Genomic DNA, 13685 nt, shown 5'->3' on the forward strand with positions numbered 1-13685 from the left:
GTACGGCGGAAGCGTACATGTTCCCCTCATCCCTACCAGCAGAATCGAAATCCCGGCGGGACGCCGACCTCAGAGCCAGGGCGGCAGCTCCGGTCCGCCGACCGGGTTTCCCCGGCCGCTGAGGTACGCCGTCAGCTCGGCCAGCGTGCCGGTGAGCCGCACCGGCTCCCCGGTACCGCTGATCTGCCAGCTCTCGCCGGTGTCGCTGCTGTGCAACTCGAGGGCCGGGCCGGTGTCGGCGCGCTTGGCGGCGATCTCGGTGACCAGCCGGGAGCAGAACTCCGCCGGTGCCTCGGCGAGGGTGTCGCCGAGGTCGAGATCGACCAGGTGCACCCACAGTTCCCGGTTCCGCATCCAGACGGTCTCACCGGCCGGGACGGTACGCCCCTGAGCGGTGCGTACCGCGTGTTGCCACTGGTCCTCGGTCAAGGTGGCCCAGTCGGCGTCCAACCGGGCGGCGGATTCGGTGAACCAGTCCCGCAGCTCGCTGCCGGGACGCTCGGCCCCGGCAGCGATGTCTGCATTGCGCTGGTCGGTGGAGGAGTACATCGGCGTCTCCACCCCGGTCCGCGCCCAGGCCACCAGATTGCACAGCGCGTCGGCGTTCGCCGCCAGGTGGGCGACCAGGTGTTTGCGGGTCCACTCGGGCAGACCCGAGGGCGCCTCGAAGTCCTGCTCCGACAGCGGCGCCAGGGCCCTGGTGACCGCCGCGGTACCGTCGCGGGTCCAATCGAGTCTCACGGGTGTTCCCTTTCTCAGAGCTATTCCTCGACGATCCGGTTGCGCTGCGCGCCGAGGCCCTCGACCTCGGTCTCCAGGATCGAGCCGGGGTGCAGGTAGACCGGCGGCTTGCGGGCGTGGCCGACCCCGCCCGGGGTGCCGGTGGCGATCACATCGCCGGGCTGCAGCCGGGTGAAGGTGGAGATGTACTCGACCAGGCGTACCGGGTCGAAGACCAGCTCGGCGGTGTTGTTGTCCTGCATGATCTCGCCGTCCACCTTGGTGGTGACCCGCAGCGCGGGGCGTACCCCGCCGACCTCGTCGGGGGTGACCAGGTAGGGGCCGAGCGGGGTCTGCTTCTCCCAGGCCTTGCCCTGGGTCCATTCCGGGCTGCGGTACTGCCAGTCGCGGACGGTGACGTCGTCGAGGGTGGCGAAGCCGGCGATCGCGGCCTCGGCGTCGGCGCCGGTGAGCCGGCGGCCGGAGGCGCCGACGATCACCGCGAGCTCCACCTCCCAGTCGAAGGCCTCGGTCTCCGGCGGCATCGGGATGTCGTCGAAGGCACCGGTGAGCGCATCGGGGTACTTGGAGAAGATCGTCGGGTACTCGGGCAGTTCGCGGCCCATCTCCTTGATGTGGTTGGCGTAGTTCAGCCCGACGCAGACGATCCGCTGCGGGTTGACCACCACCGGCGCGAAGTTGGCCTCGGCCACCGCGATCCGGGGGCCGTCCACCGCCGCGATGGCATCCGTGTCCGGATGCGCCAGCAGCGCCCGGACGTCCGGCGCCGGCAGGGCGACGAGCTCGTCGCCCTCGAGGCGGGCCGCCTGGGTGCCCTCGGCGGTGTGGATGGTGGCGAGTTTCATGCGTTCTCCTGTTCGCGGTAGAGATTCAGGGCTTCGAAGATGGGGGCGTCGGAGAAGGTGAACAGATCCAGCGCGCCGGAGTCGGAGTCCGAGCCGGTCGCGGTGGAGGTCACCGAGAACTCCACCCAGGACGGCACCACGAAGAGGTCGCCGCGGCTGACGCTCCAGCTCTGGTCACCGACGCGGACCCGCCCCGAGCCGTCGAAGACCTGATAGACGGTGCTGCCGACGCGGCGCAGCGGGGTGGTGTCGGTGCCGGCGACGATCCGGTGGATCTCGGTGCGGATCGTCGGCAGCACGTCGCGGGCGGTCTGCGGGTTGGTGTAGCGGACGGCGGCGTGCCCCGGTTCGGGCAGCACCTCGGGGCGGGTGCGAGCGACCTCGAGCTGGCCGGCGAGCGCCGCGTCGGTGGCCCTCCAGCGGTACGCCAGCAGCGGCGAGGATGCGCTGGTGCCGCCGGCCGCGGTGAGCGGGGTCAGGCCGCCGTGCCGCCAGAGCTTCTCCGAGTCGGACAGTTCCGGGGTACCGGTGTTGTCCAGTTCCTCGGGTCCGAACTCGAAGAAGGTGGTCTCTGCGGCGTACTGGAAGGGAATGTCGAGACCGTCGAGCCAGGCCATCGGATTCCCACTCGGGTTGTGGTGGGCGTGCCAGTTCCACGACCCCTGAGGCAGGAAATCACCCCGCTGCATGGCGACCGAGTCGCCGTTGACCAGGGTCCAGACACCCTCGCCCTCGACGACGAAGCGGAACGCGTTCTGGGTGTGCCGGTGGTAGGGCGCCGTCTCGCCCGGACCCAGATACTGGATCGCGCACCACAGGTTCGGTGCGATGTAGGGCCGCCCGCCGAGGCTGGGATTGGCCAGCGCCATCGCCCGTCGTTCCCCGCCCCGACCGACCGCGACGATCCGACCGGCCTGCTCGGCCAGCGGCAGCAGGTCCGCCCAGCGCCACAGGTGTGCGGCGGCCTTCGACTGCGGGTTGGCCGGCATCAGGTCGCCGATCTCGTACCACAGCGGGATCAGCAACTCCTGCTCGAAGGAGCGGTAGAGCTCGGTGAGCTCCGCCGTGACCGGCGGCTGCGTTGGTCCCTCGATCGGCGGCAACTTCACCGGGGAGGACTGTTGAGCATGGTCGATCGACAAGGCTGATCCCCTTTCAGGAGGAGGTTTCCGAGGTTACCGCTGCCGGTGCAGGAGCGGTCTGGCGGTGCTTGACGGTGACTGCGATGATCGCCAGCAGGATCGCCGAAATCCCTGCTGCGATGGCGAATGCGGCGAAGTTGCTGCCCACGTTGCCCTTCGGGGTGGCCGGCGAGGCCGTCCAGTCGAGCAACCAGCCGCCGACCTGCGGGGCGGCCACCGCACCGATCCGGCCGATGCCGAGCGCCACACCGAGGGCGGCGCCGCGGAGCCGCGCCGAGTAATGGGTGGTGATGCCGGCGATGATCAGGCACTGGGTGCCGTGGGTGCCGATGCCGGCGAAGATCAGCGCGGCATAGATCGGTGTCAGCGAGCTCGGGTAGCTGAGCAGGAACGCCAGCCCGATACCGGCGGCCAGGGCGGCCACCACGGCACTGCGGATCGGTCCGAACCGGACCCCTGCCCAGGCGGTGAGGGCGGAGCCGGCCACCGCGCCAAGATTCAATGCCAGCAGGAATCCCAGCGGATTGCCCATGTCGAAGCGCGGGTCGGAAGCCATCAGCTTCGGCAGCCAGGTGCCGAGCCCGTACCAGGCGAACAGCGTGGTCAGGGTGGCGGCGGAGAAGAGGATGGTGGGCAGCAGCCAGGGCTGGTGGAAGGGTCCGGACTGCTTGTTCGGCTCGGACTGTTCGGCGACCACACTGGCCTCGTCGGTGAAGGTGATCCCGTAGGCATTCTCGACCTTCTCGGCCTCGGCATCACGATCCTTGGATCGCAACCAAGACGGGGATTCCGGCAGTGCGAAGAGGCAGATGACGATCACCGCGATGGCGGCGAAACCGATCAGGTACATCTCGTGCCAGGTGCCGGGGGCCGGCTTCTTGGGCAGCAGGAAGATGCCGATCACGGCGGCCAGCGAACCGCCGATCGGCACACCGGACATCATGATGGTGGACACCGCGGAGCGGTAGCGGGGGCGTACGAACTCGGCGGTCAGCGCATTCGCCGACGGCACCAGGCCGCCGAGACCGATGCCGGCGATGAAGCGGAAGACACCGAACATGGTCTGGTCGGTGGCGAAGGCGCAGGCCGCGGTGAAGATCGAGAACAGCGCGGTCCAGGCGAGGATGGTGTTGCGCCGGCCGAGGTGATCGGCGAGGTAGCCGGCGACCAGCGCGCCGACCAGCATTCCGGCGAAAGCGAGGGAGCCGAGGAATCCGGCGGCACCGGCCGACATTCCCCATTCGACCTGGAGATGCGGCAGCGTGGTGCCGTAGACGATCAGGTCATAGCCGTCGAAGACGACGAGTACCCAGCAGAGGAGTACGACCAGCCAAGCCGGGCGACGATGGCCGGCGCTCGAATCAGTGAGAGGCATGCGGACCATGGTGATTCCATTCCACGGACAGGAACAGATAATTCTCTATAGCAGAATGGACCCATGACGGTACGCGCCACAACCCGTAAGGACCGCCCCTCCTATGCCCTGGCCTCGGTCGACAACGCCCTGCGGCTGGCGACGATGCTGCAGTTGGAGGGCGAGTTGAGCGTCGCCGAGATCGCGCAGCGGCTGGAGGTGGCACCCTCGACCGCGCACCGGTTGGCACGGATGCTGGTCTACCGAGACTTCGCGGTGCAGGGCGCGGACCGGCGGTACGGTCCGGGCCGGGTGCTGGCCGGCGGCGGCGACACCCCGTCGCTGACCGCGCGGTTGCGCGAGGCGGCGCTGCGGCCGCTGGCCCGGCTCACCGAGGTGGTCCAGGAGACCAGCCACCTGATGATCCTGGTCGGCGGGAACGTCCGTTTCCTGGCGAGTGCCGAGTCGCCGCACCAGCTGCATGTCGGGACCCGGGAGGGGATGCTGTTCACCGCGCACCGGACCGCCGGCGGGATGATGCTGCTGTCCGAGCTGTCCGACGACGAGGCGCTGGAGCGCTGCACCGAGACCGGCGATCCGGTGGATCCGCAGTGGTTACGGGCCGAGCTGGCGAAGGTACGCCGGGCCGGGATCGCGATGAACCGGGGCCGCTCCGAGCGCGGGGTGACCGCCTTCGGCCGGCTGGTGCGTACCGACGACGGACTCGGCGTCGCCGCCGTCACCGTCGCCCTCCCGACGACCCGCTACACCCCCGCCTGCGGCCGGCTGATCAAGGACGCCACCACCGAGGCCGTACGCCGCATCGAGGCCACCCTCCACGACGTCGGCTGAGTCACGCTCATCGAGTAGCCGGCATGCGCAGCGAAGCGGAGCGGCGCGACCAACACGCTCATCGAGTAGCCGGCATGCGCAGCGAAGCGGAGCAATGCCGGCGTGTCGAGATGAGCCCGTTCCCGACCACCCGGTCACCGAATCGCAAACTTGTCAGGAGTTATGGCCGGTGTTCGGCGCCCTGACCGGCCGATCTCACCCAAGAGATTCACACCGGCGTCAGCCGCCAACGACGACCCGGCCGTCCTGCAGCACGTGCCGCAGCCGGCTCTCGGCGAGTACCGAGATATCGGCCAGTGGATCGCTGTCGACGACGACCGCATCGGCGTACGCTCCCCGGGCCAGCGTGCCCAACTCGCCCTCGCGACGCAGCAGGCTCGCGGCAACCGAGGTGGCGCCCCGGATCACGTCCACGGCCGGGATGTGTTCGGCGCGGATCGCGAACTCCTTGGCCTGATGGCGGTGCATGCCACCGAGAAGATCGGTGCCGAACGCCGGGTTGACCCCACCGGCGTACGCCAGTTTCAACGCGTTGACGCCACCCTCGAGCACCGCCGCCACCTTCGCGAGTTGATCCTCCGGAAGCCCGAATCGTTGCCCTTCATCGGCCAGCGCCCAGTAGGTGACCAGATTCATGGTCACGAACGCGCCCTTCTCCTTCAGCATCGCGACCGTGTCCTCATCGATCAGGTTGGCGTGCTCGATGCTGCGGACCCCGGCCTCGAGTGCGCGCCGGATCGCCCGTGAGGTGTACGCATGGGCGGCTACGTAGCGATTGGCGGCCTCGGCCTCCTCGACCGCGGCACGCATCTCGGCGAGCGAGTACTGCACCGAGTCGATTCGATCGGTGGGTGAGGCGACGCCGCCGGAGGCCATGATCTTGAGATGGTCGGCGCCCTTTCGCAGTTCGTCGCGCGCGGCCCGCCGCACCTCATCGACGCCGTCGGCCACCCGTCCCAGGCCCGCACAGCACTGGCTCGGGTCATAACTGTTGCGACCGGCAGGGCGGACATCACCGTGTCCACCCGTCTGCGAGATGGCCTTGCCACCGAAGAGGACCCGCGGGCCGCGTACCAGCCCCTCCCGCTGCGCGCGCTGGTACCCGAAGTCGGCGCCACCCACATCGCGCACCGTTGTGAAGCCCCGATCCAGCATCCCGCCCATGATGTCCGCGGCGCCGAGCGCGATATAGCTCGGCGGGGTGTCCGGCAGCGATCCCAGATCGGCAGAACTGGCCATGATGTGCACGTGACAGTCAATCAGGCCTGGCAGGACGAACCGGTCGCTCACGTCCAACCGATTCTCCCCGGTCAGCGAGTCACCGACCTCGGCCACCCGTCCGTCCCGGATCAGGAGATCATGGGCATGCCAGTCACCGGTGTCGGGGTCGAACACCCGCCCGCCGCTCAGCACCAGCTCGCTCATCAAAGGCTCCTTCCAATCGCATCCACCGCGCGCTCGGCAATACGCTCGGCCACGTCCACCGAGCCGGCGCCATAGCGCCCCTCGGCGTCGAGAATGTTCAATGCCCCAACGGTTCTGCCGTCGGCGATGACCGGCACATTGATGATGCTGCCGCAGCCGAGCGAGGCGATCAGCGCGTGGTCGGCGAACACCTCGCGCACCTCATCGGGGGTCGCACCGAAGAAGCTGCGCTGCTCCACCAGGCACCGTTGCACCCAGTCGGCCGCGATCTCGGTGGCCACCTGCTTGCTGCCACCGACCGGATACTCCTCCCGGCGTGATGACCACACCCGGGTCAACGTCCGACCCTCATCGCCCAGCGCGATCACGGTGAACAACCGGAATCCCAGGCGCCGGCTTACCTCTTCCTGCACCGCCGCCAGATCCGGAAACTGTCCTGTCGCGCTCATCGCAGCTTCCCCGCCTCACCCTGCTCCACCTGGGCGGAGATTCCTTCCAGGGAACGGCCTTTGGTCGGTACGGCGAACAGCAGGGTGCACACGATCCCGACGGCGAGCACGGCGGTCGTCATCCCGAAGACGCCGGCGAATCCCCACTGGGTGGCGAACACCCCGATGATGAGCGGGGCCGTGATCGAACCGATCCGGCCGAAGGACGAGCTGAAGCCGACCCCGGTCGCGCGCAACCAGGTGGGGAAGACCTCCGGCGTGTACGCGTACACCCCCGCATAGGTTCCGTTGAGGAAGAACGACAGCGCGACGCCCGCGGCGGTGATCCACACCGGATCCGTCATCTGACTCAGCCAGTAGGCACTCACCGCGGACCCCGCCAAGTAGATCGCGATCGTGTACTTGCGATCCAGCCGCTCGTTCACCCAGGCCGCACTGAAGTATCCCGGAATCTGGGCCAGATAGATCAGCAGCGAGAAGTTGAATGATTTGGTGACCCCGATGCCCTTTTCCACCAGCAGGGTAGGGATCCAGGAGAAGAAGCCGTAGTAGGAGAACGTGATCACGAACCAGATCAGCCACGTCACGGCCGTCACGCGCCACAACTCCCGCCCCCACAGATGAGCCAACGCTGCGCGGAGGGTGAACTTGCGTGGTGCCGGCTCGTCGGCATGGTTCGGGTCGACCGGCGGCAACTCGCGACCGGTTGCTCGACGGACGTCGTCCTCCAGCTTGGCGACGACCACCTCTGCTTCCTCGGTACGCCCGTTGTTCAGCAGGTATCGGGGCGATTCGGGCAGGCTCCGGCGCCACCACAGCAACATCACGATCGGCAGGAAGGTGATGACCTGTGCCCATCGCCACCCGTGCGGAACGGTCGGTACCACGAAGCGCCCGATCAGTGCGGCCGCGACGAATCCGAAGGAGAAGAACCCGGACAGCGCGCCGACGAACCAGCCCCGGCGGGCCTTGGGTACGAACTCGGACAGGAACGGGGCGATGATCGCGCTCTCCGCTCCGGCGCCGGCACCGGCGATGACCCGCATGGTCAGGAAGATCGGGAAGTTCGGCGCCGCGGCCGCGACCAGCGAGGCGACCGCGTACACCACCAGGGAGTACATCATCACCTTCTTGCGACCGATCCGGTCACCGAGGTAACCGGCCAGGATGGCGCCGAAAAGGAACCCGAACGGTGCAGCCGAGGCGACCAGACCGAGCGTGGCATTGTCCAGCGCGAAGACCCGTTTCACGTCGGGGAGCAGGAATGCGACGACCGCGGCGTCCATCCCGTCGAAGGTGTAGCCGAAGCCGCCGATCAGCAGCAGCAGGTAGTGCGGCTTGCTCAGCGGCAGCCGGTCGAGTCGGGCGGACAGAGACATCGGCCACTCCGTTCATTCGGATTCCGACACCCTAAGGAAGCCGTTTTGCATGGTCAATAGCCAATGCAAGAATTCTTGCATCACAGTCATTAAACTGTCGCCATGACCAACGCCGGCGGTGACAGCATGCAGGACTGGCTCCGCTCGCGACTGCCGGCCGAGGGTCTCTCGGAACGCGCCGCGCGGGTCTTCCACCACCTCGCGCTGCGGCCTGGGGAGGCCGCCCATGTGCCGGCCAGCGAGGTCGCGACGGCCACCGGTACCAGCCTGTCCACGGTGACCCGATTGGCACAGCGGCTCGGATTCCGAGGCTGGCCGGAGCTGCAACGGGAGCTGCGTTCCCGGTATCTGGCCGGGCTTTCACTGGCCGAGGTCACGGCCAGTCATCGCAGCGACGAGGCCGAGCCGTGGAGTTCATTGCGGCACGACCTCACGCTGCTCGATGAAACCCTGCGCAGTTGGGATCCCGAGGCGGTGCAGCGGGCCGCCGGTCTGATCGACGAAGCGCGGCAGGTGCACGTCACCGCGCACGGCAGTTACGCCGCCGTGGGCCTCGCGCTGAAGCACAACCTCGGGCTGGCCGGCTTTCCGGTCGGTGAATTGCTCGGCGAGCCCTCCGCCGTGGCCAATGCCGTATCCCGGATGGGCCCGGGTGACCTGCTGGTGGTGTGCAGCTACTGGCGGCTCTACAACCATGCGGTGATCGCCGCCCAGCAGGCCCACCGGGCCGGTGCGCAGGTCGTGCTGATCGCCGACCACCTGGCCCCGGCACTGGCCGACACCGTCGATGAGGTGCTGCTGGTATCCAGCGAGAGCAGCTCGTTCTTCCCTTCGATGACGGGCGCGATCGCGGTCGCCCAGGCACTGGTGGCGACGGCCGCCGAGCTCGATCCGCAACGCACGATGACCGCCCTGGCTCGCGCGGAGCAGGGCTGGGAGACCTTCGGCCTGATGCACCACTCGGTCCCCAGGGACCAGGCTCGTCGCCAGCTGAGCTCAGCGCACCAGCATTCCGGTGATCAACAGTTCCCGGATCCGCGGTAACAGCTCGTCCCGCAGCGCCACGGCGTCGACCTGGAGCAGGCCGGCGACGGCGTCGATGATGACGCCCAGCGGCAGGTCGCCGTCGCAGGCGCCGAGTACGCCGCCGAGGGCGGTGTCCACCTCGACGGCCCGGCGCAGGCCGAGCGCGGAGCGGAGCACCACGTGCCGGGGATCGGTCGCGCCGGGCGTACCGATGGTCTCCTGGTCGATGCCGTCGGCCAAGCGCCAGTTCGTCGCCAGCACCTCGGCGTCGCTGCGCCGGGCGTACGCCGCCGCGTCCCGGAACTGCCCGAGCGCGGCGCCGACGGGTTGTTGGACCGCATGTGGCCAGGACTCGATCCGTACCTGCGGATCCGTCGTCTCGCTGCGGGTCACCTGCAGCCAGCCCATGCCGACCGCATCGATCCCCAGCTGGTCGAAGTAGTCCAGCCACTCCCGGTACCGCGGCAGGTACTCCGGTCGACCGAGCAACCCGGCATCGGCGAGCCAGAGTTCCACATATTCATAGGGATCCAGCCGTTCCCGCTCGATCACCAGCGCATCGCAGCCGGTGGGCACCCAGCCGGCGAGCCGGTCGGCCCAGCCGTCGGAATCGAGGATCGCCCAGTTTCCCAACACCTGCAGGGATCCGCCGGCTTCGAGCCGGTCGACCGAACCGCGCACGATCGCCTCGACGAGCGCGTCGGCGACCATCGACCCCTCGCGATAGACCAGCCGCTCACCCCCGGGCGGGCTCATCACGTACGGCGGATTGCTGACGATCAGATCGAACCGCTCCCCCGCCACCGGCTCCCACAGCGACCCGAGCCGCTGGTCCACCTCGATCCCGCTCAACGCGAACGTCCACGCCGCCAGCCGGTTCGCGCGCGGGTTCAGATCGGTGGCCACCACCCGCTCGGCGTGCCGCGCCAGATGCAGACTCTGTACGCCGCAGCCGGCACCCAGGTCGAGAGCCGAGCGCACCGGATCCCGCATCGTCAGCTGGGCCAGCGAGGTCGACGCCGAGGACACCCCGAGCACGTACTCCCCGGCCTGCGGCCCGGCGATCGAGTCGAGCCCGTTGACCAGATCCGAGACCACGTAGCCGGTGGCCCCGTCGTCGTCGCTGGCGTACGGTCGGATGTCCACCAGGGCCCGCACCCGGTCACCGCTCATCCCCAGGATCTCCTGCTCACACAGCGATTCCCAGCTCTGCGGCAGCGCTCGGCGGACCGCATCGGCAGCGACCGGTTGCTGCAGCAACCAGATCCTGATCAAGGTCGCCAGCTCGTCGTCCGCCCCGGCCAGGGCGCGGTCGGCCGCCACCGTGGAGTTCCGGCCCAGGTCGGCCTGCCCGGCTTTCCCGATCCGGGCCAGCACCTCATCCACCGTGTAACCCAGCTCGTCGAACCGGTCCCGCAGGCGTATCGCCGTCTCGTGCATCCCGGCACGATATCCCGACCAGTCCCGAGCACGGCGCCGGGTTTAGGCTCACCCCAGACACCAGGGAGGATGCCATGCTGCTCGATGACCTGCGCGCCCGATTCGGCGAGGACCAGCTCGTCACCGACCTCGACGTGATGGAAAGCTTCGCCCACGACGAGGCGGAGTGGGCGCCCTACGGCAAGCCGCTGGCCGTGGTCCGCGCGAGCACCCCCGAGGACGTGCAAGAGGTGGTGCGGCTCTGCATCGAAAACCGGACCCCGGTCATCGCCCGCGGCGCCGGGACCGGGTTGTCCGGTGCCGCGAACGCGGTCGACGGCTGTGTGATCGTTTCCCTGGAACGGATGAACAAGGTGCTGGAGGTCAACCCGCTGGAGCGGCTGGCCGTCGTCCAGCCCGGAGTGGTCAACGACGATCTGCGCGCCCACGTCGCCGAGCACGGGCTCTGGTATCCCCCGGATCCGGCGTCCTCCCCCTGGTCGACGATCGGCGGCAACGTGGCCACCAACGCCGGTGGCATGTGCTGCGTGAAGTACGGCGTCACCCGGGAGTACGTGCTCGGCATGCAACTGGTCACCGGCACCGGCGAGCTGGTCCGGATCGGCCGGCGGACCGCGAAGGGGGTCGCCGGTTACGACCTGACCGGTTTGATGGTCGGCTCGGAGGGCACCCTGGGGATCGCCACCGAGATCACCGTCCGGCTGCGGCCGCTGCGGGCCGAGGAGATCACCGTCGCCGGCTTCTTCGACTCCCTGGTCGCCGCCGGCCGCGCGGTGGAGGCGGTCGCCGCGGCCGGTCTCACGCCCTCGGCCCTGGAGCTGGTGGACCGCAACTGCCTGAAGGCGGTCGACGACTGGCGCAACATGGGCCTGTCGACCGATGCCGAGGTCGTGCTGCTGGGGCGTACCGACGTGCCCGGGGAGGCCGGACGCGCCGAGGCCGACCGGCTGGTGCAGTGCTTCACCGAGGCCGGTGCCGGTTTCGCGGTCCGCTCCGAGGACTCCGATGAGGGCGATGCCCTGTTCGCCGCACGCCGGCTCGCCTACCCGGCCCTGGAGCGGCTGGGCCCGCTGCTCACCGAGGACGTCTGCGTACCGAAGGCGCAGGTTCCCGAGATGCTCGGCCGGATCGAGGAGATCGGCCGCCGCAACGACGTGCTGATCGCCACCCTGGCGCATGCCGGGGACGGCAACCTGCATCCGATGATGCTCACCCCGCCCGGTGACGACGAGCAGAAGCGCCGATCGTTGGCCGCCTTCGACGAGATCATCGCCGCCGCCATCGAGCTGGGCGGCACGGTCACCGGGGAACACGGTGTCGGCGTACTGAAACTGGACGGGTTGGCCACCGAACAGGCACCGGAGGTGCTGGATCTCTACCGGGCCGTGAAACGGGCCCTCGACCCACACGGAATCCTCAACCCGGGCAAGGCGATCCCGAGCTGAACCAACCGCCACGCCCCGTTCCGTGCCGCCCAGCGGCACATTCACCCGGGTCCCGGAGGGGCCCTGGGTGGGACCTGGGCATTACCCCGGGTCGCTGATCCGAGTCCCTTGTCACCGTTGAGCGCAACGTGCCACGGCAGGCACCTCGACGACGAGGGACACCATGACCATCGACAACTCGGTTCAGCGCGGAGCCGGGGCGGCCGCGGGCCCCCGGAATCCGGGCACCTCCCCCTCGGGCCCCGCGCCCGGCACCGCCGCCTCCCGGACACCACGACAGCTGCGTGCGGTGTACGCGATCCTCGCGATCGCCTGCGGCGCCCTGATCTTCGACGGCTACGACATCGTCGTCTTCGGCACCATCGTCGCCGGCTGGCTGCGCGACCCGAGCCAGATCGGTGAGGCGTCCATCTCCGCGGCGCAGGCGGGTGCGGTCGGTTCGTACGCCCTGGTCGGCGTGATGATCGGTGCCCTGGCGGCCGGCGCGATCGGTGACCATCTCGGCCGGCGCCGGCTGGTGCTGGGCAGCATCGCCTGGTTCTCCATCGGCATGGCGATCACCGCGCTCAGCCCGAGCCTCGCGTTCTTCTCCGCCTTCCGGTTGATCACCGGGATCGGCCTCGGTTCGCTGCTCGCGGTGCTCGGCGCGTTGGTCGCCGAGTTCGCTCCCACCGATCGGAGGAACCGCTTCAACGCCATCGTCTATTCCGGCATCCCCGCCGGTGGTGTGCTCGCCTCCCTCATCGCACTGGCCCTGCTGGGGTCGATCGGTTGGCGCGGCCTGTTCTGGATCGGCGCGATCCCGCTGGTCACCCTGCTGCCGCTGGCCTTCTGGTTGATCCCGGAATCCCCGAAATGGTTGGAATCCCGCGGTCGGCAGGCCGAGGCGGAACTGGTCGCCGAACGCACCGGGGTGGTGCTCGAGGGCGCACCCGCTGCGGTGGTCGACGGTCGCCCGGCTGAGAAGGTCGGCTTCGCCGGGCTGTTCGGCAGCCGGTACGCCCTGCCGACGGTGCTGCTCGGCATGATGTCGTTCTCCGGGCTGCTGCTCACCTACGGCCTGAACACCTGGCTGCCGAAGATCATGCAGGGTTATGGCAAGGGAGCCCAGTATTCGTTGCTCTTCCTGCTGTTGCTGAACACCGGTGCGGTGGTCGGTGGGCTGATCGCCGCCTGGCTGGCGGATCGGTGGCTCGGGCCGCAGAAGACGATCGTGGCCACCTTCGTGCTGGCCGCGCTGACCCTGTTCGGGATGACCTTCCGCTTCCCCGATCCGGTGCTGTTCGCCTTCATCTTCATCGCCGGTACCGGGACGTTGGGCACCCAGGTGCTCATCTACGGCAAGGTGTCGAACTACTACGCCACCCATGTCCGCGCCGCCGGCGTGGCCTGGTGTGCCGGATTCGGCCGACTGGGTGGCATCTTCGGCCCGGTGATCGGTGGCGCGATCGTCGGCGCCTTCGCCTCGGCGACCAATCCGACCGAGGCCGGGCGGATCGCCTTCTGGGTGTTCGCCGCGGTCGCACTGTTCGGTGCGGTGATGTGCGCGGTGGTCCCGCGACGCGGGGAGAACTGATCGGAACAGCC

At 69.0% G+C, this 13685-nt stretch carries 12 protein-coding genes; 4 read left to right on the forward strand and 8 right to left on the reverse strand.

Translation table 11 applies throughout. The features are described from left to right. Window positions 1–69 precede the first annotated feature (69 nt). The 4 genes from C8D81_RS00080 to C8D81_RS00095 are packed head-to-tail and all read right to left on the reverse strand — an operon-like array spanning window position 70 to window position 4103. Window positions 70–741 carry a maleylpyruvate isomerase family mycothiol-dependent enzyme gene (locus C8D81_RS00080; RefSeq protein WP_166646614.1) on the reverse strand — a complete coding sequence of 224 codons (672 nt, stop codon included), beginning with the start codon at window positions 739–741 and terminating at the stop codon, window positions 70–72. Window positions 742–761: 20 nt separating this feature from the next. Beyond that, window positions 762–1586 carry a fumarylacetoacetate hydrolase family protein gene (locus C8D81_RS00085; protein WP_133625319.1) on the reverse strand — a complete coding sequence of 275 codons (825 nt, stop codon included), beginning with the start codon at window positions 1584–1586 and terminating at the stop codon, window positions 762–764. Further along, window positions 1583–2695 (reverse strand): cupin domain-containing protein, encoded by a 1113-nt coding sequence (locus C8D81_RS00090; RefSeq protein WP_229237889.1) that lies wholly within the window; start codon window positions 2693–2695, stop codon window positions 1583–1585. The genes C8D81_RS00085 and C8D81_RS00090 overlap by 4 nt, the downstream gene beginning before the upstream one ends. Window positions 2696–2741: 46 nt before the next feature. After that, window positions 2742–4103, reverse strand: coding sequence for an MFS transporter (locus C8D81_RS00095; protein ID WP_133625321.1), 1362 nt, complete (start codon window positions 4101–4103; stop codon window positions 2742–2744). Between the two features lie 63 nt (window positions 4104–4166). Between C8D81_RS00095 and C8D81_RS00100 the strand changes: the two genes are divergently transcribed. Beyond that, window positions 4167–4934, forward strand: coding sequence for an IclR family transcriptional regulator (locus tag C8D81_RS00100; protein WP_133625322.1), 768 nt, complete (start codon window positions 4167–4169; stop codon window positions 4932–4934). 219 nt (window positions 4935–5153) lie between these two features. Here C8D81_RS00100 and C8D81_RS00105 read toward each other — a convergent pair whose 3' ends face one another. From C8D81_RS00105 to C8D81_RS00115, 3 genes are read right to left on the reverse strand one after another with little or no spacing between them, the layout of a single operon-like run. Then, window positions 5154–6359, reverse strand: coding sequence for a metal-dependent hydrolase family protein (locus tag C8D81_RS00105; protein WP_208109042.1), 1206 nt, complete (start codon window positions 6357–6359; stop codon window positions 5154–5156). Continuing rightward, entirely contained in the window at window positions 6359–6808 is a 450-nt protein-coding gene (locus tag C8D81_RS00110; RefSeq protein WP_133625324.1) for a GAF domain-containing protein, read from the reverse strand. Before C8D81_RS00110 ends, C8D81_RS00105 begins: the two co-directional genes overlap by 1 nt. Then, window positions 6805–8187, reverse strand: coding sequence for an MFS transporter (locus C8D81_RS00115; RefSeq protein ID WP_133625325.1), 1383 nt, complete (start codon window positions 8185–8187; stop codon window positions 6805–6807). The genes C8D81_RS00110 and C8D81_RS00115 overlap by 4 nt, the downstream gene beginning before the upstream one ends. Window positions 8188–8289: 102 nt before the next feature. Between C8D81_RS00115 and C8D81_RS00120 the strand changes: the two genes are divergently transcribed. After that, window positions 8290–9231, forward strand: a complete 942-nt coding sequence (locus C8D81_RS00120; RefSeq protein WP_133625326.1) for a MurR/RpiR family transcriptional regulator — start codon at window positions 8290–8292, stop codon at window positions 9229–9231. On the opposite strand, the gene C8D81_RS00125 is transcribed toward C8D81_RS00120, so the two are convergent. Then, entirely contained in the window at window positions 9184–10653 is a 1470-nt protein-coding gene (locus tag C8D81_RS00125; RefSeq protein WP_133625327.1) for a DUF7059 domain-containing protein, read from the reverse strand. The genes C8D81_RS00120 and C8D81_RS00125 overlap by 48 nt on opposite strands. A gap of 74 nt (window positions 10654–10727) precedes the next feature. Between C8D81_RS00125 and C8D81_RS00130 the strand changes: the two genes are divergently transcribed. Next, on the forward strand, window positions 10728–12098 hold the full coding sequence (locus C8D81_RS00130) for an FAD-binding oxidoreductase (protein ID WP_133625328.1): 1371 nt from the start codon (window positions 10728–10730) through the stop codon (window positions 12096–12098). A 163-nt stretch (window positions 12099–12261) separates the two neighbouring features. Next, window positions 12262–13674, forward strand: coding sequence for an MFS transporter (locus C8D81_RS00135; protein WP_094430070.1), 1413 nt, complete (start codon window positions 12262–12264; stop codon window positions 13672–13674). The last annotated feature ends 11 nt before the right edge of the window (window positions 13675–13685 follow it).

This window comes from Enemella evansiae (genome assembly GCF_004362375.1).
GTDB lineage: Bacteria > Actinomycetota > Actinomycetes > Propionibacteriales > Propionibacteriaceae > Enemella > Enemella evansiae.

What these genes read in the sequence shown, in the direction of transcription:
- C8D81_RS00085 (WP_133625319.1), bottom strand. Translation starts at nt 1,586, where the DNA reads ATGAAACTCGCCACCATCCACACCGCCGAGGGCACCCAGGCGGCCCGC.
- C8D81_RS00095 (WP_133625321.1), bottom strand. Translation starts at nt 4,103, where the DNA reads ATGCCTCTCACTGATTCGAGCGCCGGCCATCGTCGCCCGGCTTGGCTG.
- C8D81_RS00100 (WP_133625322.1), top strand. Translation starts at nt 4,167, where the DNA reads ATGACGGTACGCGCCACAACCCGTAAGGACCGCCCCTCCTATGCCCTG.
- C8D81_RS00105 (WP_208109042.1), bottom strand. Translation starts at nt 6,359, where the DNA reads ATGAGCGAGCTGGTGCTGAGCGGCGGGCGGGTGTTCGACCCCGACACC.
- C8D81_RS00110 (WP_133625324.1), bottom strand. Translation starts at nt 6,808, where the DNA reads ATGAGCGCGACAGGACAGTTTCCGGATCTGGCGGCGGTGCAGGAAGAG.
- C8D81_RS00115 (WP_133625325.1), bottom strand. Translation starts at nt 8,187, where the DNA reads ATGTCTCTGTCCGCCCGACTCGACCGGCTGCCGCTGAGCAAGCCGCAC.
- C8D81_RS00120 (WP_133625326.1), top strand. Translation starts at nt 8,290, where the DNA reads ATGACCAACGCCGGCGGTGACAGCATGCAGGACTGGCTCCGCTCGCGA.
- C8D81_RS00125 (WP_133625327.1), bottom strand. Translation starts at nt 10,653, where the DNA reads ATGCACGAGACGGCGATACGCCTGCGGGACCGGTTCGACGAGCTGGGT.
- C8D81_RS00130 (WP_133625328.1), top strand. Translation starts at nt 10,728, where the DNA reads ATGCTGCTCGATGACCTGCGCGCCCGATTCGGCGAGGACCAGCTCGTC.
- C8D81_RS00135 (WP_094430070.1), top strand. Translation starts at nt 12,262, where the DNA reads ATGACCATCGACAACTCGGTTCAGCGCGGAGCCGGGGCGGCCGCGGGC.